Below are 23,854 nucleotides of genomic sequence, written 5' to 3' on the forward strand. Positions count from 1 at the left end.
GATACAACTCCCCCTGATGGCTTACGGTAGCCAGACCTCATCAAGGGATACCACTCAATCCTGGCATAACCAGGTAGCAGCATGTCGCAGCGCGACGACTCTTTTTCTCCACAGCAAAACGCCCGGCATTAACCGGGCGTTTTGTCATCGGGCTTCGTCCCGCACGCGCCTTTCCTTGCCTGGCACGAGCTCATTCTCATGGAATGCCTCCCGCTTTACGCCAAAACCATCATACCAGCGACACTCTACCATTCCGCTGGAATAACCGGTGACGATCATCCGGGGCCCACCCTCTTTCACGGTAACTTCCTCACTGACAGAAAAGACCATACCTGCCTCCTGTATCAGATGAAACGTTTTCACCTTAGACGAGGATGGACAATTTTGCATAATTCATTCTAGAAAATCAGTGCGAAACACCGCGAATTTTCGCCACACCTTTCACCAGCGCCACCACAATGGCGCCGATAATAAAGCCGAGCACCAGATTCAGCCCCGCAGGGATCGTATGCGCCATGAAAGCCCCCTGCTGCTGCGCAAAATGTTCAATGGCATGGTGTAGCGGCGCAATACCGTGTACGACAATCCCGCCGCCGACCAGAAACATCGCCAGCGTACCGACAATGGATAATGCTTTCATTAACCAGGGCGCGATAATCAGTAATCCTTTACCGACGCCCTGCGCCAGCACGCTACGCTTTTCCGCCAACCAGTACCCCATATCATCCAGTTTGACAATAATACCCACCAGGCCATACACGCCAATGGTCACAACCAACGCAATCCCCGCCAGCACCAACACCTGATTAAGCAGCGGCGCCTGCGCGACAATCCCCAGGGTAATTGCCACAATTTCAGCGGAAAGAATGAAATCGGTACGGACCGCCCCTTTTACTTTATCTTTTTCAAAGGCCAAAGGATCTTGCGCAGCCAGCGCCTCAAGACGTTTTTGCCGCTCCGCCGGGTCTTCTTTGTGTTTTCGCGCCTCAAAGGTATGCAGGACTTTTTCTACCCCTTCAAAGCAGAGAAACGCGCCGCCTAACATTAATAAAGGCGTGATGGCCCACGGGATAAATGCGCTTATCAGCAGCGCCAACGGCACCAGAATAACCTTGTTGATTAATGATCCTTTCGCCACGCTCCATACCACTGGCAGCTCGCGATTAGCGCGAACGCCGGTCACCTGCTGCGCATTGAGCGACAGGTCGTCCCCCAGTACGCCCGCGGTTTTTTTCGCGGCCAATTTGCCCATTACCGAAATATCGTCCAGCAGCGTGGCGATATCGTCGAGTAATGTCAGTAAGCTACTTCCTGCCAAAATGATTTCCTCGGTCTTTTCTTCTAAGACGTTAAGTATGTAGCAAAACGCGCAATGCCGAAACCGGCGGCGCGGGTCAACGCCTTTTTATTCCAAAAGGACAATTATAATGCTCGCCAGCATAATAATTTTGACGTTTACTATATTCACCCTTTTTATTTCACCGTGAGTGATTATGCGTTTCCGGCAGTTATTACCTCTTTTTGGCGCGCTTTTTGCCTTGTACATCATTTGGGGGTCTACCTATTTTGTTATCCGCATAGGCGTTGAAAGCTGGCCGCCGCTGATGATGGCAGGCGTACGTTTTCTCTCGGCGGGGATGTTGCTCATGGCGTTTTTGTTGTTGCGCGGCGAAAAACTTCCGCCGCTGCGCCAGACCATCAACGCCGCGCTGATTGGTCTACTGCTGCTGGCGGTGGGTAACGGCCTGGTGACGGTGGCGGAGCATCAAAACGTGCCATCGGGCATTGCTGCCGTCGTGGTCGCCACTGTCCCGCTATTTACGCTGTGCTTTAGCTACTTTTTTGGTATTAAAACGCGCAAATTAGAATGGGTGGGGATTGCCATTGGACTTGCCGGGATTATTCTGCTGAACAGCGGCGGCAACTTAAGCGGCAATCCGTGGGGCGCGATTTTGATCCTGATAGGTTCGATGAGCTGGGCATTTGGTTCCGTTTACGGCTCGCGCATCGCCCTCCCTGTGGGCATGATGGCGGGCGCGATTGAAATGCTGGCGGCGGGCGTGGTATTGCTTTGCGCGGCGTTTCTTTCCGGCGAAAAGCTCGCCACGCTGCCTGGTTTATCGGGGTTTATGGCCGTCGGTTACCTGGCGTTGTTCGGTTCTATTATCGCCATTAATGCCTATATGTACCTGATTCGCAACGTCAGTCCGGCGCTGGCGACCAGCTACGCCTATGTGAATCCGGTTGTCGCCGTGTTGCTTGGCACTGGCCTGGGCGGCGAGAGGTTATCGCCCGTTGAATGGGCCGCGCTGGGTGTGATTGTGTTTGCCGTAGTGCTGGTGACTCTGGGTAAGTACCTGTTTCCCGCCAGGGCGGTGGTCACGCCGTGTAAAACGGAAGATTCACGCCAGTAGATGAATCCCCTGGGTGTCGATCTGCGCGCTGGCGCCGCCGCCGCAGATCCACTCTTCCAGGCGCTCCGCCAACGCCGCGTCGCTCAATTTCGCTCGCCCGCGCAAGGCGCACTCCCAGACGATCAGTACCCGCCAGCCAAGCGCCTGTAAACGCTGAATATCGCGCTCATCGCGCTCAACGTTCTTACCGATTTTTTCCAGCCAGAAAGCCGTTCGCGTGGCCGGTACTTTGAACAGATAACAGTGGTGATGATGCCAAAAGCAGCCGTGAGTAAAAATCACACAATCATAGTCATTCACCACAAAGTCCGGCTTGCCCGGTAATGTCGCGTCCTGAGTATGAAACGTAATCCCCTGCGCGCTTAGCAGGCCGGCAAGACGTTTTTCAATAGCCGTATCGCGGGTTGCTATCGCGCGCATATTTTTACTGCGCGTGGCTTTATCGTGAACGTCCGCCATCTACCGTCTCTCTCTGACGCAGCGTCACCGCCTGGTGAATTTTGGGTTCCAGCAGCTTTGCTACCGCGGCAAATACCGGCACCACCACGGAGTTGCCAAACTGGCGATAGGCCTGCGTATCCGAGACAGGTATCCTGAACTGGTACGTTTGCGGCGCCTCAAATCCCATTAAACGCGCGCACTCTCTCGGCGTGAGTCGGCGGGGACGATGTTGTTGGTTGCCAGCATCGTCGAAATTCACTTCGCCTTTCGCCATATCCCAACCACGATCGATCAGAATTTCGGCGCCATCTTTGTAGTAGCGAGCAGATAACGTGCGCGCCACACTTTCCGGATTGTCAGGATAAACCATGCCATAGCCAAAACCGTTTCCCCGCGCCTGGTGCTTTTTCGCGTAGCGATATAAATATTTCCACAGCACCGGCGTCAGGATATATTTGGCTTCGACGACGGGCTCCAGCAGTTCTGCCAGCGTCGGACGGCGCGGTGGATAACAACGGGCGATATTGCGTAACGTAAAATCGGTTTTCAAGTTTAAATCGCGACGGAATCCCACCAACACAATACGTTCCCGATGCTGAGGAAGAAAGTGCTGCCCGTCGATAATTTTCGGATCGTCCGGGCCATTGTCAGCGGCATCCGCCACGTCATATCCCAGTTCATCGAGCGTTTGCATAATAATGCGGAAAGTGTTGCCCTGGTCGTGACTTTTAAGGTTTTTCACGTTTTCCAGCACAAACAGCGCGGGGCGGCGAGCGTCGATAATTCTTACGACATCAAAAAATAACGTCCCCTGAGTCTCGCAGGCAAAGCCGTGGGCGCGGCCCAGCGCATTTTTCTTGGAAACGCCCGCCAGAGAAAATGGCTGACAGGGAAAGCCCGCCAGCAGGACATCATGTTGCGGAATATGCTGGCGAATGTGTTCCGCCGCCTCATCATCGCTGACCCCTTCCCGGTGGCTCAACGTGATATCGCGGATATCTTCATTAAAGCGATGTTGCAGCGGATCGCAAAAATAGTTCGCTTTATATGTCCGTACCGCGTGCTTATTCCATTCGCTGGTAAACACGCACTGCCCGCCTATCGCTTCAAATCCGCGGCGAATGCCGCCGATGCCCGCGAAGAGATCGATAAAACGAAAGGCGTAATGTGGATGATGCGCTGGCGGCGTCGGCAACTCTGTTTTAAGATAGGTGAGTTCATTGTCGCTCAAACGATGCCATGCCGCGTTCATCATTACGCGCTTTAAGATGGCCGGGCTCCAGTGCTGTTCGCCCAGGCCGTTAAGGTGCGCCACCAGCGTTTTAACATCGTAGATTTCCAGCAATTGACTCAGCATCGCCTGGATCTCGCTTCCGGCGTCGTCGGCGATGAGGTTCCGGGCGTGTGTTACTGAAATATTTTCCTGCATACATTTAACCGGCCAAAAATAATTGCCGACAGACTAACATAAAATGACGCGGTTTACGTTTCAGCGGCAGGGGTTACTGATGCGTAGCAAACATCTGGATGACCGCCTCATCCCGTGTTTCATAGTCGCCTTTCAGCTCAGCGCTCAGTTTCGCCATGTACGACACCAGAAAATCCGCATTACGCTGCGCCAGGTACTTGCCCCGTTCAGTCTGCATCGTCAGCGGCAGTTTCAGCAGTTTGGTTTGAAAATGGTCGAGCGCGAATTGCTTATCGTTAAGAGGCCGTCTGTCGGCAAAGGGATCGTCGGCATCAAACAGCGCGACGCCCAGCGCGCCGGAAACCGCGAAGACCCGCGCCAGACCAATGGCGCCCAACGCCTCCAGCCTGTCTGCATCCTGCACGATTTTTGCCTCTGGCGTGGTAGGCGCAATTTTTGCGCTGAAGCTATGCGCTTCGATAGCATGACAAATGCCCGCCAGCTTTTCTGCCGGAAAGTCAGGAAAATCCCGCAGAAAAATACACCGGGTTTCTGCCGCCGCCAGAATGGAAGAACGATGCCGCTGCGGATGATTTTTCGCCAGGCTGACGATGTCATGGAAATAACATGCCGATAGCACCACCAGCCAGTCGACAGGACTGTTTTCCCCGAGCGTTTGCGCGGTTGCCCAAACACGACGAAAATGGAAGATGTCATGGGCGGCATCCTGTTCCTGGTAGTGGTGACGTAGCCAGTCTTCAAACTGCGATTGCCAGTATCCTGAGTCCATACGCCCTCTCTTTATAGCAGACCATTTTTATTACATGCCTGAACACAGGGTTCGCTATCCTGACATATCCGCCACCACTTTACATCCTTGCGTGCTTGCGCGTTTCTGGCTGAGTGTCGGCGGGATACCCCCTGTTTTTGCGAGGCCGGGTGTACCAGGCAATACTCCCCAGAATAAGCCAGACGACGCCCAGCGAAAGCGCGTTAAGCCATTTTTCCGTTGCGCTGCCAGGAGTGCTGATTGGGCCGAGAACCGGCTCGGTTTGTATGGCGGACATCAGCCACACGCAACGCGCCATCGCCCAGATGAAGTAGCCGCAAAAGGTATAAAAAACCCATAACGCTAATTTACCGCCCATGCTACGGGTGGCGTTGTCCTCCCTGGTACTCAAACTTTACTCCGCTTTTGTGATGTAAGTCATATGACATTAATTACATTATAATGTGATATTAATCACACTTCGACCATGGAATACCTCATCCACCTGTTCTGGCTATTCATTCCACAAATAGTTTATTCTCAGTTAATGTTACGTCAGGCGCTGAACCTGCTGTTAAATAAGGGAATGGTGATTGAATCGCACTCTGATGCAGAATAACCCATAACCAGAACAACTTATTTTTACGCACCGCGATAGCGTTTTATTTTATTAGCATTAAATGTCAGAATGATTCGGTTATTAGCCTTTTATCATTTATTTTATCATTACCCACATTACCGGCATTTATGCCGTTTTTTTTATGCTTTTTCCTAATCAAAGCATCAAATACATATAAAAAACAAATTATATTCACGCCAACAGCCATCAAATCAAAACACATAACCCATTGATAAAAAATGATAATTATAGAATATATATTCTTAGTTACTTATATAGCCTGTATTATAAAAAACCAAACAGAAACAAATTGAAATATTTTAAATATCTTTGTTACATGTTATTTTTTAAATTCCATGAACTTCATAGAATAGTATCAATTTGTAGTTTTGTTGAAGTGGCTACATATTCATATAAATTATTATCATAAGGGAATACATAATGAACAGAAAAGTTCTGGCACTGCTTGTCCCGGCGTTATTAGTGGCAGGCGCAGCAAATGCGGCTGAAATTTATAATAAAAATGGCAACAAACTCGACCTGTACGGCAAAGTTGATGGTCTGCGTTACTTCTCTGACAATTCAGGCGACGATGGCGACCAGTCCTACGCCCGTATTGGCTTTAAAGGCGAAACGCAAATCAACGATATGCTGACCGGCTATGGTCAGTGGGAATACAACATTAAGGTGAACACCACCGAAGGCGAAGGTGCAAACTCCTGGACTCGTCTGGGCTTTGCCGGTCTGAAATTCGGCGAGTACGGCTCTTTCGATTATGGCCGTAACTATGGTGTTATCTACGACATTGAAGCCTGGACCGATGCGCTGCCGGAATTCGGCGGTGATACTTATACCCAGACCGATGTCTATATGCTGGGCAGAACCAACGGCGTTGCTACCTACCGTAATACCGACTTCTTCGGTCTGGTGGAAGGCCTGAACTTCGCGTTGCAGTACCAGGGTAATAATGAAGATCCTGGCGCAGGCGAAGGAACAACCAACGGCAGCGATGCAGATAGTGGTACTCGCAAACTGGCCCGTGAAAACGGCGACGGTTTCGGTATGTCTACCTCCTACGACTTTGACTTCGGGTTAAGCCTGGGTGCGGCCTACTCTTCCTCTGACCGTACGGACAATCAGGTTGCTAGTGGGCGTGGTGATGGCCATCATTACTATGGCAATAGCTATGCCGGCGGTGAAACTGCCGAAGCCTGGACCGTAGGTGCCAAATATGACGCCTACAATGTTTACCTGGCGGCCATGTACGCTGAAACCCGCAACATGACCTATTATGGCGGTGGCGATGGCGGTGGCGGCGGTATCGCTAACAAAACCCAGAACTTTGAAGTGGTTGCGCAGTATCAGTTCGATTTCGGTCTGCGTCCGTCCATCGCCTACTTGCAGTCTAAGGGCAAAGATTTAGGCGGCCAGGATATAGATAGCCGTGGTAACTATCGTTACACCGACAAAGATCTGGTTAAATATGTTGACGTCGGTATGACTTACTACTTCAACAAAAATATGTCCACCTACGTTGATTATAAAATCAACCTGCTGGACGAAGATGATGACTTCTACGCAAACAACGGTATTGCAACCGATGATATCGTAGGTGTTGGTCTGGTCTACCAGTTCTAAGACGCTTTATATTATTCAAGCCCGTGCTTAGCGCGGGCTTGTTATTATAGGACAAGAATTAAATAACGGATAACGGCGCAAAGACAGGTGACCTGGCTTCATCGGATAGATGAAGACAACGTCGCTCTTTTCAGGCGCTGTCTGCAAGAGAAATAACACCTTTGGGGAAAGGAAAATGCCACTATAGATGATGAATGCCAGCGTCTATAGATGATAATCATCGGGCATAAAAAAGCTCCGGTACGGAGCTAATATGAATTATTTTCTAAAATCTGGCGGAACCTGTCCTGAGCGAATGTATAATCCAACATTATCAAAAGTGATCATGGTTGACTTACAAAAAATACATTTCGCGCCAAACGGGTTTTGCTCAGTAACATCGAATGTCGATGTTCTGTATTGTGAACCATGGCAACATGGACACCGGAAGTGAATTTTATTAGTAATATCAGTTGCCTTAAAGCGCCACAACGTTGACCGCTGATGGACCTTTTGGTCCCTGCTCTACTGAAAACTCCACTTCCTGATTTTCATTCAGAGTGCGGAATTCATTACTTTGAATGGCGGAAAAATGCACAAACACATCTTTGCTGCCATCTTTAGGCGTAATGAAACCAAAGCCCTTTTCAGGGTTAAACCATTTTACTAAACCAGTGATTTTCGTCGTCATAATATTGTTACCTTTTGAATGAGCCCTTGGGCAAAATGGCCTGAAGAAAATTATCAGAGAGAAAAAAACCTAAAGGAGATCTCAAGAGGAACAAATGATGAGAAATATTACAATCACTACTTCAGATAAGTTTGTATCAAACCGCACAACCATTAACGCATGGTTAACTGCACATAGCAAGCTTTAGTTTTGTTAAAAAAATATTAATTGTTTTTTATCATTATCACGCTGATTGCCATACTCTTTTTATCCATGCCTGTCGCTACGGCTGAAACCTGGCGTAAATAAGTGACGTCTCACAACGCCTACCTGGCAATAAACGCGCCACATTTACTTATGTCGTAAACCAGGATACATGCGCCTCATCGTGAGAGGTTCCTGTGATCTTGTGCGACCAAAACCGGTTAGAGAACGGGGATGATTTGGCAACCATCTCAGGCATTGATCGCACAAGTTACTTAACACGCAGTAGATCAGAGTATCTTGTGGTGTACCGAGGCGAAAGCATTTCTCGCTTCATAGCCCACTGTTGCGACATCCCCTGCCCGGCGAAGTACAGCGTCCCCTTCCCGGCTTTTGCGTTAAGATGGTCCAGTACTTCCATCAACTTCGCACTACCGGCGCGCGGCGCGTTACCGTCGAAAAGGTTGAGTTGCGCTACGCCCTGACTGAAGAAGTCACCCAGCATCACCCCCGCTTTCTGGTAGCGATGGCCGTCGCGCCATATTTTATCCAGGCACTTCACAGCCGCATTGATAATGTCGCGTGAATCCTGCGTGGGGGTGAGAAGCGTCACCGCGGCGCTGTTACCGTAGTAGGGCTCGTTCAGGGCAAAGGGGGATGTTTTGACGAATGTTGAGATGAAACGGCAGTACTGGTGCTCGCCGCGGAGTTTTTCTGCCGCGCGCGCAGCGTAGCTGTAAATAGCCTGGCGCATTTCCTCATAGTCTGTGACCCGCTCGCCGAAAGAGCGGCTACAAACGATTTCCTGCTTTGCCGGCGCAAACTCTTCAAGCTCCAGACATGGCTCTCCGCGAAGCTCTCTCACGGTACGCTCCAGCACGACATTGAAGTGTTTCCTGATGATCCAGGTACTTTGTTCAGAGAGATCGAGAGCAGTCTTGATGCCCAGGGCATTTAGCTTCTTACTGATGCGCCTGCCGACACCCCAGACATCCTCTACGGGTATCAGGGCCAGCAGCCGACGCTGGCGATCGATGTTCGACAAGTCAACCACCCCGCCGGTCTGGTGCTGCCACTTTTTCGCAGCATGGTTAGCCAGCTTGGCAAGGGTTTTCGTCTGGGCAATGCCTACACCGACAGTCAGGTGCGTGCGCTTCAGGACCGTCGCTCTTATCTCGCGCCCGAAATCTGTCAGATCCCGGCAGTTTCGTACCCCCGTCAGATCACAAAAAGCCTCATCAATGCTGTAAATTTCTACCCGCGGCACCATCTCCTCGAGTGTGGTCATTACCCGGTTCGACATATCAGCGTAAAGCTCGTAATTACTGCTGAAGCAAACAACACCGGATCGCCGGAAGCGTTCTTTCTGTTTGAAGTATGGCTCACCTGGTGCGATACCGAGCTGCTTCGCCTCGGCGCTACACGCGATAACGCAGCCATCATTGTTTGATAACACCACCACCGGTCGGCCACATAAATCAGGACGAAAGACCGTTTCGCAGGAGGCGTAAAAGCTATTAACATCGCAGAGCGCGAACATAATCAACTGACCGCTTTAATGATAAAGGTCACCACCCCGAATATGTCGAGCGTGTCTTCACTGCCGACAGGTATGGGTCGATAGGCGCCGTTCATGGGGATTAACTGCACTGTCGGGCGCAACTGCAACCGTTTTACGGTGAACTCTCCTTCAATTGCCGCAATTACAATGTCACCGTGGTCTGCGTTCCGTGAGCTATCCACCACCAGCAGGTCGCCGTCGCTGATGCCTGCTTCAATCATTGAATCACCCGTGGCTTTGACAAAATATGTTGAGCTGGGATGAGAAACGAGCAACTCATTAAGATCGATACGCTGCTCAATGTAGTCCGCTGCGGGGCTGGGGAATCCACACGGCACTAAGTAACTGAAAAATGGGAGAGGAATAATTTCGCGCAACTCTGTAGGTCTGAAAAATTCCATAATCCATACCTCGAATACTGTTTTTATATACAGTAGTATTATTTAAACATGCGCGCAAGATACTGGAGTCGCTGCGGCTGTTGAAATCTTCGTCGCTTCGTTTGTAAGTTTCTCTCTCAGTTCAAATTATGGGTTTTGTAAATTTTCCGGTTGTATTGTCATGTGTGCATATTTAAGCCAGTCTGGAGGCCACATTTTCTGTACAGCGTCGACAGCCCCGCAGCGTAAGTTATCGCCACGCGCCAGCGCGTTTCCCTGACAGCAATTAATCTTTCGCCCTGCGCCCATGTCTACAGGGGAACATGTCGGGCAACAGGCCGGGGGCGACGATTACCGAGGACGACGGCGTTAAATCGCCGCTAGTGACATCAATATTAATCCAGATGGGGTACGGCGAAAGAGCGGGGCAGAAAACCAGGAGTTGACTTATGATCGAAAAGTAAAAATAACACTATCCCTGGCCCCCTCTTCTGGCAGAAAAAGCATAAGATGGCGATACGTTTTTCACGTAATATTCTAACAGAATATTCTAAGTGTATTCTAAGTGTGAGACTGATCGCTGAAAGAAGATGAGCTAAGTGTTTGAATTGTGGCGGAGAGAGGGGGATTTGAACCCCCGGTAGAGTTGCCCCTACTCCGGTTTTCGAGACCGGTCCGTTCAGCCGCTCCGGCATCTCTCCGTATATTGCAATGATGCCAGGTAATTTGGCATTTTAACAGACCCTATTCGGGTAATTTTGTTCAAGTGACGAGTTTACGAGCAAAACGATGATTAAGTGGCCCTGGAAAGCACAAGAAATAACCCAGAACGAAGACTGGCCGTGGGATGATGCGCTGGCTATACCTCTTCTGGTAAACCTCACCGCGCAAGAACAGGCTCGGCTTATTGCGCTAGCCGAACGTTTTTTGCAGCAGAAAAGACTGGTAGCGCTACAGGGATTTGAGCTCGACTCGTTAAAAAGTGCACGTATTGCGTTAATTTTTTGCTTACCGATCCTGGAGCTCGGTATTGAGTGGCTTGATGGTTTTCATGAAGTGCTCATTTATCCCGCGCCCTTTGTGGTAGATGATGAATGGGAAGATGACATAGGTCTGGTGCACAGCCAGCGTGTCGTACAGTCGGGGCAAAGCTGGCAACAAGGGCCCATTATTCTGAACTGGCTGGATATCCAGGACTCGTTCGATGCTTCGGGTTTCAATCTCATTATTCATGAAGTCGCGCACAAACTGGATATGCGTAATGGCGATCGCGCCAGCGGCATCCCTTTCATCCCGTTGCGCGATGTGGCTGGCTGGGAACACGATCTCCACGCGGCAATGAATAATATTCAGGATGAAATCGATCTTGTTGGCGAAAGCGCTGCCAGTATAGATGCCTATGCCGCCACCGACCCTGCAGAATGTTTTGCCGTGTTGTCAGAGTATTTTTTCAGCGCGCCAGAACTGTTTGCTCCACGTTTCCCGGCGCTATGGCAGCGTTTTTGCCAGTTCTATCGCCAGGATCCTTCTCAGCGCTTACGGGTAAGCGCTGCCGAAGGCGACTACGGCGAGGAATCCGAACATTAATTCCTCACTTTGTGGGTTAATTAACCAATTGAATTGGCGCGTTAATTTTACTGTTGACACGTTATAGCCGGCCCAGTATTATGCGCCTCGTTGAAACAATTCCTCTGTAGTTCAGTCGGTAGAACGGCGGACTGTTAATCCGTATGTCACTGGTTCGAGTCCAGTCAGAGGAGCCAAATTTAGGGAAGCAGACGTTCACTGACGTCTGCTTTCTGCATTTATATCAACTGATTAACCCCTTCTTCAGGTTCACTCTCGTTTACTAAAAACCACTCGAAGCTATACCCTTTTGCTGGTAAAGCTGGTTCGATTTGCGTTTTACCAGCACGCGGAGGGAACCGTCATGTCACTGACTGATACTAAAGTAAAAAATGCCAGACCAGCGGAAAAGGCCGTCAAGCTCGCTGACGGGTTTGGCCTCTATCGATTCAAAATACTGGCAGTCAGGCTATCGCTTTAATGGCAAACAGAAGGTGTTTTCTATTGGGGTTTACCCTGCGGTTTCTCTTGCTGATGCCAGACAACGCCGTGACGAGGTCAAAAGGCTGCTGGATCAGGGGATTGACCCGAACGCAAAAAACAGGCTGATGAAAAAATCCTTCAGGAAAAGCGCGATAAAACCCGCTCGTTCCGTGTCGTCGCCAAAAGCTGATGCACCATAATTCTGCCTATGATATTGACGGAAATCTTTTCGCCTGCACCAGAAATTTATCTGCCATTTCCGCTACCGGCGTCAGACTGCCTGTATCAACCATTTTCACAAAATATTTCACGTCTAAAGTTCATTCTACTCCCTGCCCTTAATCTCTACGGCGTTATGTCTCAGAATTATTTGCCAAGTGCCTGCCAGTTTTTCACGTTTCATCAGACGCGGTACATAGCCATTGCGGTAAGGTCACAGCATTTGACTTGTGCAATTACAGACAAAGTTGCGCCATGCCGGAGCAAAGTAGGAATTAGATCAAAACTTCAACGCTTTGTTGTTTTTGTCAGCAAACAAACGCGCAACCTTATTTCCCCCTTTGACAAGCCGATCGCACATCGTTACTATGCGCCCCGTTCACACGATTCCTCTGTAGTTCAGTCGGTAGAACGGCGGACTGTTAATCCGTATGTCACTGGTTCGAGTCCAGTCAGAGGAGCCAGATTTTAGTTTCGGGACATCCTGGCGAGTCCGGAGACGTTTAAAAAACAAGAAATTATCTTTACCCGGTTGATCTGATAAGGTTTGCCGGGTTTTTTGACATCCATAGTTTTTGGGGCTTAATCGGGGCCTCACGGTTCGTTGAGTAAATGGAGCCCCCTCCTATGGCATTAACCGATACCGCTGGCGGCACGCAGACCGATCCGGGTACAGGAAAACCGTCAGAAAATCCACCCGCCGCTCCCAATAAGCCCACTCCACCGAAAGAAGAAACGCCGCCCGGCGCGCCGGAGAAATACGCGTTCACCGCCCCTGAAGGTCAGGAACTCGATACCAGCGCGCTGGCGCAGTTCGAACCAGTGGCGCGTGAACTGAACCTGACGCAGGAGCAGGCGCAGAAGCTGGTGGACGTCTATCCGAAAGTGCTGGCGGGAGTGCAACAACAGCAAGCGGAGTCATGGCAGAAGCAAACAGAAGACTGGGCTGCGGCAGTTAAAGCCGATAAAGACATGGGCGGTGACAAGCTGGCGTCTAATCTCGGCGCAGCTCAGCGGGCTATCGACACGTTCGGTACCAAAGAACTGAAAGAGTATCTCGATGGTACCTGCGCCAGATCTCTGGTCAATGCTGCACCGTGACGGAAGCGATTCCACCCGGCACCCGTTACCACATCAACGCCTTTTACTTTACGGGCTGCGGCCTGCAAAGACGTCCGGCTTTGCTGCCGCGTGACCGTAAAACAACACCAGAGTCTGCGATCTTTCGCGTACTGCACTCGACCAGTGCGTCGCTTTCGTCGCGCAAAGCGACAAAGTGACGCACAACCACTACACCGCGCCATGCCCCTGTTTTCGGGGTTCCGGCGTTCATTCCCGAATCTGACGCGCCTTTTTGGGGCCGCTGTCAGCAAGAAAGAAGAGAAAAAGATCGATACCGAGGGGGGGCATGATGCCCCGGAGAATTCCTGCTCACGCAGGCAGCCTGTACCGCGTACAGTCTGAAACTCCCTATACCTCAACAAACTACCACTCCGGCGTAAAGGTATCGTTCTGGCGCAGCCAAAAAGCATACGCCGGAGACTGTTTGTGTTCTCAAAATCACAGGAGAAGTGTATGGGCAAGTTAGGTGGTGAAATGAAGGCACTGGCAAAGCACTGTGGTGGTAGCCATAAAACGGTGAACGATCGCATTCATATCGTGCAGCGTTTCGATCACCACTTACGGGCTTTGAACGTCCATATCCAGCGGGTTGCGCAGATTAAGGTGCGCCACATTGAAAGCTATATTCATGAAAGGTTGGCGTAGGGGATCGGCAAACGCACGCTGCAAAATGAAATGGCCTCGCTGCGCGCTGTTCTGCAACAGGCCGGGCGTAAACAGGTGGCAGAGCATGAGCGGCTGACTAATAAATCGCTGGGTCTGGCTGGTGCATCGCGCAGCGGGACGCGACAGGCGATCACGCCGGAACATTATCATCATGTGCTGGAGACGGCCCGCATGAAAGATCCGGGACTGGCGGCGGCGCTGGAACTGGCGAGGCTGATGGGCTTACGTTCACAGGAAGCGGTGCAGAGCGTGCAATCGCTGAAAACGTGGAAATAGGCCATTGAACGCAGCGATACGCGCTTAACCGTGGTGTTCGGCACCAAAGGCGGACGGCCCCGCAAAACGGTGATTCTGGATACTATAGCTGTCAGAAAAGCGCTGGATAATGCGCTGGCTATTGCAGAAAGCCGTCATGGCCGACTGATCGACAAACCGGATCTGAAAAGCGCGATAGACTACTGGCACAACCAGGCGGCGCGTATTGGTCTGACTGGCGCATATTCTCCGCATTTCCTGCGTTATGCGTGGGCGCAGGATGTCATTAGTCACTATCTGGCGCAGGGGTTCAACAGGAAAGAAGCGCTGGCAATTGTGGCGATGGATCTGGGGCATGGGGACGGGCGTGGGCGGTATGTGGCGCAGGTGTATGGGCAAATTTGACTGCCAACGAAGAGTGAAGAATGGAATCAGTTTGGCAACTGATCTAAAAACCTAGCTACCAAGGCTTTAGCGATTATCGCCTGATGCATCACCTTTTCTGAGTTTAAACAGACTCCAAGCAACTTTATAGGCGGGGAAAACCCATGTATCATGGCGCTTAATTGGATTGTACTTACACATGGCTCTGAGAACCTAATGACAAAAGCAGATATCCCATTAAAAACTGAGCGACTACATACCGTAGCCCCATACATTGGGAAGATGCGCCCCGAAATTGCGGGGTGGGCTATTGATACTGTATCCAAACCAGGCGAATTAGTATACGACCCATTTTGTGGTTCTGGTACTGTGCTCCTCGAAGCTTGGCTCAAAGGTAGGGATACTATTGGTACCGACCTCAACCCCTATGCCTGCCTAGTGTCACGCGCAAAACTAAATCCATATGAACCTAATAATTCAGAAAGGGTCCATGTACTATTAGATAAATACTCAGCTTTCGTTGAAAAGATAAAGCCGACCATCGATCTTGATGAAATTCCTGTTTGGGTAAAGGACTTCTATAATCCACAAACTTTAATCGAGTTGTTAGCATGGGTTGCAGTTTTAAAAAATAATAATGATGAGTTTGCTCTCGCTTGCTTGCTTTCCATCGCTCACCATCAGCGACCTGGTTTTCTTTCATATCCATCAAGTCATACAGTGCCGTATCTCAGAACTAAAAAATTTCCTCCACATGATTTTCCTGAGCTCTACGAATATAGGCAAGTACGCCCTCGACTAGAAAAGAAAATTTTCCGGGTGTATAACTCATTGCCTTCAATTGATTACTCATTAAGTAGAACTGTTTATCAGCAAGATGCTTCTACTTTAGAGTTGCCTCGTAAGGTTGATGCAATAATTACCAGTCCCCCATACATGGGACAACTTGATTATGCTCGTGATAATAGATTACGACTTTATCTTATGGGTGTTGAGGATTGGTCATCGCTCAATAAGTCCATTTCCCCAAGCGCAACAAGATTTGTTGAGCAATTTAGTTCATGTCTCAATTCATGGCGTAAAAATTTACGTCATGGAGGCAAACTTGCGATTTTTGTTGGTACCACAACCAATACTACAAAAAAAAGGCTAGACGATATTGTAATTGATTTGATAAATAATGAATGGCCTGACTATGAATTAACCGACAAAATTTCGAGTGAAATTCCTGAAGCCCGACGAGCCAGGAAAAATTGTAAGGGAAGTGTTGCTGAGTCTCTATTAATATTTGAATATAAGTAAGGAGAACACATTGAAATCAGTAGCAATGTTCAATAATAAAGGTGGTGTAGGAAAAACAACCCTAACCTGCAACCTAGCATCGTTTATTGCAACGGAGTTCAATAAGCGAGTGTTAATTGTTGATTGCGATCCGCAATGTAATTCCACACAATTAATCATGGGAATTGAGGAGTCTGCTGAGTTTTATACTAGGTCAAATAACAAAATCAGCACTATAAAAGATGTCTTGCAACCAATTGAAGATGGTGACTCAGATATAAACACTGATCTAACGTTCCTAAAATCTTCAGAAAATAGATTTGGTGTAGATTTACTACCTGGCCACCCTTATTTAGCAATAATTGAAGATAGATTAGGTGCTGCATGGTCACAACTTCGTGCGGGAGACAGACCTGGTTATAGGCAAACAAACTGGAATAATCACCTCTGTAGATTCTTAGAAAATAAATATGATCTCGTCATGTATGATCTTGGCCCTAGCTTGGGCTCAATAAATCGCTCGGTACTAATTGGTTGCCAACACTTCCTAACCCCTTTAGGATCTGATGTTTTTAGTATCATTGGTGTTAAAAATATAGCGACCTGGCTTTCAAAATGGCTAAAAGACTATATTAATCTATGGAATCTATTAGAACCTGAGGAGAAAACTATATTAAGAGACCGATTTAATATCATTGATACTCCTAGTGTATATAAAGGTTTCATCGGTTACACTGTTCAACTTTATATTACAAAATCCTACGGTAAAGAAAGACGTGCTACAAAGGCATACGAATCTATTATAGGTAATGTTGGTGTCGAAATTAATACATATCTTCGTAATTTCTATCCTCAGCATTTAGAGGCTCATCCAGAACATGCCAAACTTGGTGATATACAACACCTTTATAGTCTTGTACCTCTAGCTCAAAAAAATGCTGTTCCAATTCACGGTTTAACCAGTACTGATGGACTTGTCGGATCTCAATATTCTGCAGTCAAAGAATTTTACAATACGATACATCCAATTGCAGAGAACCTCTTACGTAATTTAAATATGTTGGGGGTAGATGCTAAATGATTAACTGGCCGGATTCTTTAATTGATGAGCTAGCTGCTCGCCGATGTGTAATATTTATCGGCTCCGGTACATCGGCTAGTGCGACAAAAAAAGGGCCTAATAATGAGACAATCAGCCCTCCAACCTGGGATAGATTACTTGAAATCCTTCTGGAAAAATGTCATGAAGATCAAGATGGTTCTAAAGAAAAAGCGAATGAGCTTCTTCAAAATCAAAAATATCTTGATTGTGCTGAATTAATCCGCCACAACTGCATGCAACCAGCTGACTATAACAGAAGCATTGAATCAATTTTTTCGGGATATAACCCAACTGAAATACATAAGGCAGTTTTAAGTCTTGACCAGAAAATAGTTTTCACAACAAATTTCGATAGAATTTATGAGCATCTTTGTTTAAGAGATGAAGGTCGAGATGGGTATGTAGCTCTAAATTATTATGACGATGGTCTTATTGCAAGAATGCGTTCACCTAAGAGAATTATTGTAAAAGTTCATGGTTGCGCAGGAACTCCTGAACATACAATTCTCACCAAATCTGATTTTTTCAAAGCCAGGTCAAAATATCCAGGTTTTTTCAGTGCGTTAGAAAGTATATTTTTGACTCATACCATTCTTTTTATCGGATACAGTGTCAATGATCCGGAAATTCAGTTGATACTTGAAAATAATATAATTACATACCCTAGTGATAATCCTCATTATGCAACCATGTCAAAAGGCATGCATAGGACAATGATAGCAGCATTCAAAAAAACAAATAATATATCCGTGCTGGAATATGATTCTGCTGACAATCATATACAGCTGGTAGAAAGTTTGAAAGAATTATGTGTCCAAGTCGAAGATAGAAGACAATACCAAGGTTAATTTTATTGCAAGGGTTTAGAAAAAATACCCTTGCATTTTTATATTCACTCAGTTTACTAATTGCCTCTTTGCTGAAAAGCCAAGAAGATATACTATATTACAGCATATCATAACTGCGCCAGCACACATTCATCAAGCAAATAATTTCCTTTAAAATTTAATCAAATATGCAAACAGCATTGCCACTGGATATCCAGTTATGTGTAAGTGTTAAAATGGCTTACTTATCACTTGAGAGCAACCTCTGATACTGAAACGTTCGTTTTTGGCAAACGCCGATTGTCATATCTATCTACGATCAGAACAACAACCTAAAACATGACTAATATCACATTTAAAGTCAATAATAGAATTAGGGGCTTTTTTGAGGGCCTTATTTTAACAATAAAAATTTAAATCATTTTAATTCAATCAGATAGTGAACAAATCGTATCCAGTCAGAGGAGCCAAATTCCTGTTTTCAGGCGTACTTATAAGTCACTATTCAGTTATGTTTCAATAAGTTAGCCTGAAAATATTTCCCGATGCGTATCTGGTTTTCCCTGCGCATCCGGCGAAATTGGTGGTCTGATTTGGGGTCATTTCAGTTCGATAATGACGTGACCACCCTATATCCCTGTCCGACGCGAAAACGCGCAGTATCAAGCCTTCTGACACCCCTTTAAACTGACCGATTCACACGGTCGGTATCTGCTTGTTAATCCGGGCTTGTGGGTCAGGCGCTCAAGGAGCGTGAAGTGCGGCGCAATGTTTTCGCCTTCCGGCGCGTTTCCTGACGTAGACGCGATTATCGGCGACAGGTCTCCGGCGATGGCGATGGAGCTCGCGGCACAATAAGGTCTTAGCGGGATGCAGAATCGCCGCCCGCTAAGGCTTCATTCAGCCACTTTCCATATCACATAAATACGCCTCTTCCGCTCCTGTCCAACAGCAGACGACAGCTCATTTCGTTAGCGAAACGGTGGCTCATTAAACGTGCGTAATTTACGTGAGTGCAAACGATCACCTTCTGCGCGTAGTAAATCAATAGCACGAATGCCAATTTGCAAATGTTCTGAAATAGCCCCCTCATAAAACCGGTTTGCCTGCCCGGGCAGTTTAATTTCACCGTGTAAAGGTTTGTCAGAAACACAAAGCAGCGTGCCGTAAGGCACGCGGAAGCGATAGCCCTGGGCTGCAATCGTCGCGCTCTCCATATCAATCGCAACCGCGCGGCTAAGGTTGAATCGCAGCGCCGATGCGGAATAACGAAGCTCCCAGTTACGGTCATCCGTGGTGACGACGGTTCCCGTGCGCAGTCGCTGTTTCACCTCTTCGCCGGGCATTCCGCTAACCGCTTTGGTAGCGTCGTACAGCGCACGCTGTACTTCCGCAATGCTTGGAATAGGAATATCAGGCGGCAGAACGGCATCCAGCACATGATCATCGCGTAAGTAGGCATGGGCCAGCACATAATCGCCAATCGCCTGACTTTCTCGTAACCCTCCACAGTGCCCAATCATAAGCCAGACGTCAGGCCGCAACACGGCCAAATGGTCGCAAATCGTTTTAGCATTTGAAGGGCCGACACCGATATTTACCAGCGTAATCCCCTGCCCATCTGCCGTTACCAGGTGCCAGGCGGGCATCTGATGCTTCTTCCAGGCCAGATCGGAAATAGCCTCTTCCGGCGCTTCCGTTTCTGCCGTGATCCAAATTCCGCCAGCACAGGAAAGCGCGACATAGGGACTGTCAGGATCAAGAATTTGGCTGCATCCCCAGCGCACAAACTCATCGACATAGCGGGTGTAGTTGGTAAACAAAACGAAGGGCTGAAAATGTTCAACCGGCGTACCGGTATAGTGCCGTAATCGGGCCAACGAGAAGTCAACACGACGCGCGTCGAAGTGCGATAACGGATAGAATTCGCCGGGGTGGAACAGACCGTCTGCTGTCTCATCGCCAATCTGCGCCAGTTCTGTGGTAGGAAAATGGCGCGTTAGCCCGGCGCTCATAGAACGATCCAGCGTCAGAGCTGAGCCGTCGATCACGTAAGGATACGGGATCTCATGGTGCGAGGCCTCCACCGTAATATGCGCGCCATAATCATGGTAAACGAGGTTAAGCTGTTCCAGAAGATAAGCGCGAAATAGCGCAGGCCGCGTAACGGTAGTGGTATAACAGCCGGGATGAGTAAAGCGTCCAAAAGCGCGTGTTTTAGGCGGGTTCGGTGTCGCGCCATCCCAGCTTACAGACAGCGAAGGATAAACAAACAGTCCGTTAAGCCTGGCGTGGGGATCGGGCAGCGTACCGTTATCAACATAGTCAGCGATGGCTTCACGGAGCGCGTTAACCGACTGCTCGTATAGCTCCTCCAGGCGATCCAGCGCCTGCTCGGGCGTTAGGTTTGTGCCTTTATTTTCCATATTATTCTCCTTAGCGTTCACAGGTGAGGCACGTCATTCGATAGTATGACAGCAAAGGAGGAAACTAAAGGGGTTAGCGTAAGGGTGGCGGCAGTAAACATGAACCCTTTAAAAAGAAAAGAGAACTATCTTAGCGCCACCATCATCGCTCAAAAAGAAGGGTACTGGTACAGCCATTTGTTAAGTTCATTACAATTAGTCATATAACCATTTCCCGGCTTTTGCTGACTCGATCAGCATGCTGATAGTGAAATCTGGGACGGGTACAGGCTCCGTTTTCTTGAACGGATGCCATGAAAAAGGGTGATTAGGAAAATAGGTTTCTATTCTGAAGTTACCTCGCTCGACATTGAGTTTCTCGAAGAATTTATTCATGAGATCTTCGGCTTCAAGTTCATCAATGCTCAGATCAGTATCAAGGTCAATCTCTGGTGTTAATTCCACTTGCTTAATGTTGAAAAGATATGTGCCAGCATAAGGCCGTACAAGCTCGTAAACTTGCTGTTCAATATTGTCTACCATAACTTATCATTGCCCCGAGCAATGGTATTGTAGTCGCGTATAGTGCGATATGTTATTTGTGACACATCTGCGGCAAGGATAATTTCCCCGATCAAAGGAATGAAACGTCCAACAAACGGCGCAATGTTACGAACCATAACACGTCTGGCTGTCCACGGGGTGTAACCGCCTAACCATGTCGGAAGGGATATTCCAAAGGGAAATTTTGACTTTTTAAACACTGCACGTGCAGTCCTGGACGCGTATGATGTGCCTTTAGTCGCTCCAGCGGGTTTCGCCCTTGTCCAAAGATTATTACGACCTGATGCCAAAGCAACAACAGCCCCGAAATCTGCAACACCAATCCCAAACTGGCTTGCGGTATTCTCACAAAAAATCATAACAGAAGTTCGGCAGCAGTCAGATTGGATTTTCCTGCATAGAAGTATGTTCCATTTAGTTCTTCTACTGTATCCATTAGAAACTCTATAGTTACTATTTTGGTTTACTTATTGTACATCCTTGTTTCGAATGAAAGAAATCAATCTTTTGGGAAAGAACGGATCAAGATCACTGGAAATATCTGAAATCAGATGAAAGAGACAGTCGCGATTCCCACCAGGGGCATCACCTGGCAAGCTTGTGTGATCGCTCCGTTTGAACCGAACACATCTATATGTCAGCATACTGATACGGGTTTGATCTTGCGGATAGCGGTATCGGTTAATGCCATCGGCGGGGGCTTCATTTTCTCAGCGAACCGTGAGGCCCCGATTAAGCCCCAAAAACTATGGATGTCAAAAAACCCGGCAAACCTTCTCAGGTCAACCGGGCAAAGATAACTTCTTGTTTTTTTAAACGTCTCCGGACTCGCTGGGATATCCCGAAACTAAAATCTGGCTCCTCTGACTGGACTCGAACCAGTGACATACGGATTAACAGTCCGCCGTTCTACCGACTGAACTACAGAGGAATCGTGTGAACGGGGCGAATATTAACGAGGTGCCCCTGGCTTGTCAAAGCCTGTTTTCACAAAAAAAGTTCGTTTGCTGCTTTATTCCACACTTCGGTTAAAATTCACCGTTTCCTGATGATTTTCACAGCAAAAAGCGCTTACTCCCTCTTTACGCGCGGGTATCTCCACAGCCAGCGCCCGCTTACCAGACGCCAGTAAAACAGCGCGCCGCGCACGGCCCAGTCAAGAAACATCCCCAGCCAAACCCCTACAACCCCCATACCCAGCACAATACCAAGCGTATACCCTGCCACAACGCGACAGCCCCACATCCCCAGCATCGATACCCACATCGCAAATCGCACATCGCGCGCGCCTTTAAAACCCGACGGCAGCACCCACGCGGCCGCCCAAATTGGCATAAAGGCAGCATTAAGCCAGAGCAGAACTTTCACTACCTCTTTTACGTCCTGCTCCTGGGTATAAAATGAGGCAAACAGACCCGCGAACGGCGCCGTCCCCCAGGCAATTGCCGTAAGTACGATAGTCGACATCCAGAATACATGGCGCAGTTGACGCTCTGCCTGACCAATTTGCCCGGTACCAAGACGCTTACCGGTGATAATAGTCGACGCCGAACCAAGGGCGTTACCCGGCAGGTTGATAAGCGCCGCCACGGAAAAGGCAATAAAGTTACCCGCAATAACGTTAGTGCCCATTCCGGCGACAAACATTTGCGTCAGTAGTTTGCCACCGTTGAACAGCACTGATTCAATGCTCGCCGGAATACCAATCCCCATCACTTCCCAGATAATGCCGAAATTCAGCGGCTTCAGATAGCTTTTCAGCGGAATGCGCAGCGCCGGATTAAAACCAATCATCAGCACCCAAATAATCGCTACCGCGCCGATGTAGCGCGAAATGGTTAATCCCAGCCCCGCGCCGGCAAAACCCAGCCCTTGCCAGGAGAAAGCCCCGTAAATCAGGATGCTGCTGATGATAATATTGAGAATGTTCATCCCGCCGTTAATCATCAACGGGATTTTAGTATTCCCTGCCCCACGCAGCGCGCCGCTACCGATTAGCGCAATTGCCGCAGCCGGATAACTCAGCACCGTCAGTTCAAGGTACGTTAACGCCAGCCCCTTTACTTCTGGCGTCGCCTCGCCTGCGACAATATTAATAATTTCACTGCCGAAATAATGAATGACCACTGCCAGCACAACGGCAAATAGCGTCATAATCACCAGCGACTGGCGCGCCGCCGCCCTTGCCCGTCGCCTGTCGCGCTTGCCCAGGCTAAAGGCAACCACCACCGTAGTACCAAGATCGATAGCCGCAAAAAAAGCCATAATTACCATATTAAAACTGTCGGCAAGCCCCACGCCCGCCATTGCTTCCTTGCCCAGCCAACTGACGAGAAAAGTACTGAGCACGCCCATTAGCAAAACACAGGTATTTTCCAGAAAAATAGGGATAGCAAGTGGGGTGATTTCACGCCAGAACAACACTTTGTAGCTCTTGCGTTTGGCATACCAGGGCGTACGGACGACAGCCTGGCGTAAGGCAGTGGAGACGTTCAAAATGGACCTTAAAGAAGAGAGTTGAAACCACATTTCAATAATGAGCGAGAAATCGTAAGGCTGCAAAGCTTTTTGCAGAAAAAATGTCTGCAAATGCAACAAAGTGATGAGATAACCCGCAATCGAATCTGTAAGAGGTTAAATGGGGTTTGACAAAAATTTTTCCGCCGCTAATATACGACCCCACACGATTCCTCTGTAGTTCAGTCGGTAGAACGGCGGACTGTTAATCCGTATGTCACTGGTTCGAGTCCAGTCAGAGGAGCCAGATTTTAGTTTCGGGACATCCTGGTGAGTCCGGAGACGTTCAAAAAATAAGAACTTATCTTTACCCGGTTAACCTGATAAGGTTTGCCGGGTTTTTTGACACCCATAGTTTTTGAGGGCTTAATCGGGGGCCT

The 23,854-nt window shown here is 48.5% G+C and carries 21 protein-coding genes, 5 tRNA genes and 3 pseudogenes; 13 read left to right on the top strand and 16 right to left on the bottom strand.

Annotation, left to right across the window (positions count from 1 at the left end; translation table 11 throughout):
* Positions 1-144: 144 nt before the first annotated feature.
* Positions 145-330 carry a YodC family protein gene (locus J4650_RS04755; RefSeq protein WP_000232161.1) on the bottom strand — a complete coding sequence of 62 codons (186 nt, stop codon included), beginning with the start codon at positions 328-330 and terminating at the stop codon, positions 145-147.
* Between the two features lie 76 nt (positions 331-406).
* Complete coding sequence (locus tag J4650_RS04760) at positions 407-1,324, bottom strand: DUF808 domain-containing protein (protein WP_085920526.1); 918 nt, start codon at positions 1,322-1,324, stop codon at positions 407-409.
* Positions 1,325-1,493: 169 nt separating this feature from the next.
* Between J4650_RS04760 and yedA the strand changes: the two genes are divergently transcribed.
* Positions 1,494-2,414 carry a drug/metabolite exporter YedA gene (yedA, locus tag J4650_RS04765; protein WP_001212263.1) on the top strand — a complete coding sequence of 307 codons (921 nt, stop codon included), beginning with the start codon at positions 1,494-1,496 and terminating at the stop codon, positions 2,412-2,414.
* On the opposite strand, the gene J4650_RS04770 is transcribed toward yedA, so the two are convergent.
* The 4 genes from J4650_RS04770 to drpB form a co-directional block, all read right to left on the bottom strand.
* Positions 2,403-2,873, bottom strand: coding sequence for a very short patch repair endonuclease (locus J4650_RS04770; RefSeq protein ID WP_000785978.1), 471 nt, complete (start codon positions 2,871-2,873; stop codon positions 2,403-2,405). The genes yedA and J4650_RS04770 overlap by 12 nt on opposite strands.
* Complete coding sequence (locus tag J4650_RS04775; protein WP_023993342.1) at positions 2,854-4,284, bottom strand: DNA cytosine methyltransferase; 1,431 nt, start codon at positions 4,282-4,284, stop codon at positions 2,854-2,856. Before J4650_RS04775 ends, J4650_RS04770 begins: the two co-directional genes overlap by 20 nt.
* A 73-nt stretch (positions 4,285-4,357) precedes the next feature.
* Positions 4,358-5,053, bottom strand: a complete 696-nt coding sequence (locus tag J4650_RS04780) for a phosphohydrolase (RefSeq protein WP_023993343.1) — start codon at positions 5,051-5,053, stop codon at positions 4,358-4,360.
* Between the two features lie 79 nt (positions 5,054-5,132).
* The gene (gene drpB, locus J4650_RS04785; protein ID WP_000107435.1) at positions 5,133-5,444 is read right to left on the bottom strand and encodes a cell division protein DrpB; all 312 of its coding nucleotides are present in this window, start codon (positions 5,442-5,444) and stop codon (positions 5,133-5,135) included.
* A gap of 648 nt (positions 5,445-6,092) precedes the next feature.
* On the opposite strand from drpB, the gene ompS1 reads away from it, so the two are divergent.
* Entirely contained in the window at positions 6,093-7,289 is a 1,197-nt protein-coding gene (gene ompS1 / locus J4650_RS04790; RefSeq protein WP_023993344.1) for a porin OmpS1, read from the top strand.
* 258 nt (positions 7,290-7,547) lie between these two features.
* On the opposite strand, the gene J4650_RS04795 is transcribed toward ompS1, so the two are convergent.
* From J4650_RS04795 to J4650_RS04820, 5 genes are all read right to left on the bottom strand, one after another.
* Positions 7,548-7,736 carry a hypothetical protein gene (locus J4650_RS04795; protein WP_024131109.1) on the bottom strand — a complete coding sequence of 63 codons (189 nt, stop codon included), beginning with the start codon at positions 7,734-7,736 and terminating at the stop codon, positions 7,548-7,550.
* 10 nt (positions 7,737-7,746) lie between these two features.
* Positions 7,747-7,959: a cold-shock protein gene (locus tag J4650_RS04800; RefSeq protein WP_000208509.1), complete on the bottom strand. Its 213-nt coding sequence runs from the start codon at positions 7,957-7,959 to the stop codon at positions 7,747-7,749.
* Positions 7,960-8,413: 454 nt separating this feature from the next.
* Positions 8,414-9,682 carry a Y-family DNA polymerase gene (locus J4650_RS04805; protein WP_023993345.1) on the bottom strand — a complete coding sequence of 423 codons (1,269 nt, stop codon included), beginning with the start codon at positions 9,680-9,682 and terminating at the stop codon, positions 8,414-8,416.
* A 2-nt stretch (positions 9,683-9,684) separates the two neighbouring features.
* Positions 9,685-10,104 (bottom strand): translesion error-prone DNA polymerase V autoproteolytic subunit, encoded by a 420-nt coding sequence (locus J4650_RS04810; protein WP_000394197.1) that lies wholly within the window; start codon positions 10,102-10,104, stop codon positions 9,685-9,687.
* Between the two features lie 590 nt (positions 10,105-10,694).
* A tRNA-Ser gene (locus tag J4650_RS04820) sits at positions 10,695-10,784 on the bottom strand.
* An 88-nt stretch (positions 10,785-10,872) separates the two neighbouring features.
* Here J4650_RS04820 and mtfA point away from each other — a divergent pair.
* From mtfA to J4650_RS04865, 9 genes and pseudogenes are all read left to right on the top strand, one after another.
* Positions 10,873-11,670 (top strand): DgsA anti-repressor MtfA, encoded by a 798-nt coding sequence (gene mtfA, locus J4650_RS04825; protein WP_000598920.1) that lies wholly within the window; start codon positions 10,873-10,875, stop codon positions 11,668-11,670.
* A gap of 100 nt (positions 11,671-11,770) precedes the next feature.
* Positions 11,771-11,846 (top strand) — tRNA-Asn (locus J4650_RS04830).
* Positions 11,847-12,013: 167 nt separating this feature from the next.
* Positions 12,014-12,319: pseudogene (locus J4650_RS04835) on the top strand (Arm DNA-binding domain-containing protein); the annotation flags it as partial.
* 420 nt (positions 12,320-12,739) lie between these two features.
* Positions 12,740-12,815 (top strand) — tRNA-Asn (locus J4650_RS04840).
* A 163-nt stretch (positions 12,816-12,978) separates the two neighbouring features.
* Positions 12,979-13,452 carry a protease gene (locus tag J4650_RS04845; RefSeq protein WP_023993346.1) on the top strand — a complete coding sequence of 158 codons (474 nt, stop codon included), beginning with the start codon at positions 12,979-12,981 and terminating at the stop codon, positions 13,450-13,452.
* Positions 13,453-13,926: 474 nt separating this feature from the next.
* Positions 13,927-14,799, top strand: a pseudogene (locus J4650_RS04850) (integrase domain-containing protein).
* Between the two features lie 195 nt (positions 14,800-14,994).
* Positions 14,995-16,080, top strand: coding sequence for a DNA methyltransferase (locus J4650_RS04855; protein ID WP_075807433.1), 1,086 nt, complete (start codon positions 14,995-14,997; stop codon positions 16,078-16,080).
* 10 nt (positions 16,081-16,090) lie between these two features.
* Positions 16,091-17,140: a ParA family protein gene (locus J4650_RS04860; RefSeq protein WP_023994311.1), complete on the top strand. Its 1,050-nt coding sequence runs from the start codon at positions 16,091-16,093 to the stop codon at positions 17,138-17,140.
* Positions 17,137-18,009, top strand: coding sequence for an SIR2 family protein (locus tag J4650_RS04865; protein ID WP_023993352.1), 873 nt, complete (start codon positions 17,137-17,139; stop codon positions 18,007-18,009). The genes J4650_RS04860 and J4650_RS04865 overlap by 4 nt, the downstream gene beginning before the upstream one ends.
* A gap of 950 nt (positions 18,010-18,959) precedes the next feature.
* On the opposite strand, the gene J4650_RS04870 is transcribed toward J4650_RS04865, so the two are convergent.
* Entirely contained in the window at positions 18,960-20,414 is a 1,455-nt protein-coding gene (locus J4650_RS04870; protein WP_023993353.1) for an AMP nucleosidase, read from the bottom strand.
* A 45-nt stretch (positions 20,415-20,459) separates the two neighbouring features.
* On the opposite strand from J4650_RS04870, the gene J4650_RS04875 reads away from it, so the two are divergent.
* Entirely contained in the window at positions 20,460-20,621 is a 162-nt protein-coding gene (locus J4650_RS04875; protein WP_023888257.1) for a hypothetical protein, read from the top strand.
* Here J4650_RS04875 and J4650_RS04880 read toward each other — a convergent pair.
* From J4650_RS04880 to J4650_RS04895, 4 genes and pseudogenes are all read right to left on the bottom strand, one after another.
* Positions 20,610-20,936 (bottom strand): DUF1493 family protein, encoded by a 327-nt coding sequence (locus tag J4650_RS04880; protein ID WP_000228159.1) that lies wholly within the window; start codon positions 20,934-20,936, stop codon positions 20,610-20,612. The two genes, J4650_RS04875 and J4650_RS04880, sit on opposite strands and share 12 nt — an antisense overlap.
* Positions 20,930-21,393: pseudogene (locus J4650_RS04885) on the bottom strand (STM2901 family protein). The gene J4650_RS04880 and the pseudogene J4650_RS04885 overlap by 7 nt, the downstream one beginning before the upstream one ends.
* Before the next feature lie 419 nt (positions 21,394-21,812).
* Positions 21,813-21,888, bottom strand: a tRNA-Asn gene (locus tag J4650_RS04890).
* A gap of 140 nt (positions 21,889-22,028) precedes the next feature.
* Positions 22,029-23,486, bottom strand: a complete 1,458-nt coding sequence (locus tag J4650_RS04895; protein ID WP_001538409.1) for an EmmdR/YeeO family multidrug/toxin efflux MATE transporter — start codon at positions 23,484-23,486, stop codon at positions 22,029-22,031.
* Between the two features lie 159 nt (positions 23,487-23,645).
* Here J4650_RS04895 and J4650_RS04900 point away from each other — a divergent pair.
* Positions 23,646-23,721, top strand: a tRNA-Asn gene (locus J4650_RS04900).
* The last annotated feature ends 133 nt before the right edge of the window (positions 23,722-23,854 follow it).

The organism is Salmonella sp. 32120201201600049SM (assembly GCF_017572835.1).
Lineage (GTDB): Bacteria > Pseudomonadota > Gammaproteobacteria > Enterobacterales > Enterobacteriaceae > Salmonella > Salmonella enterica.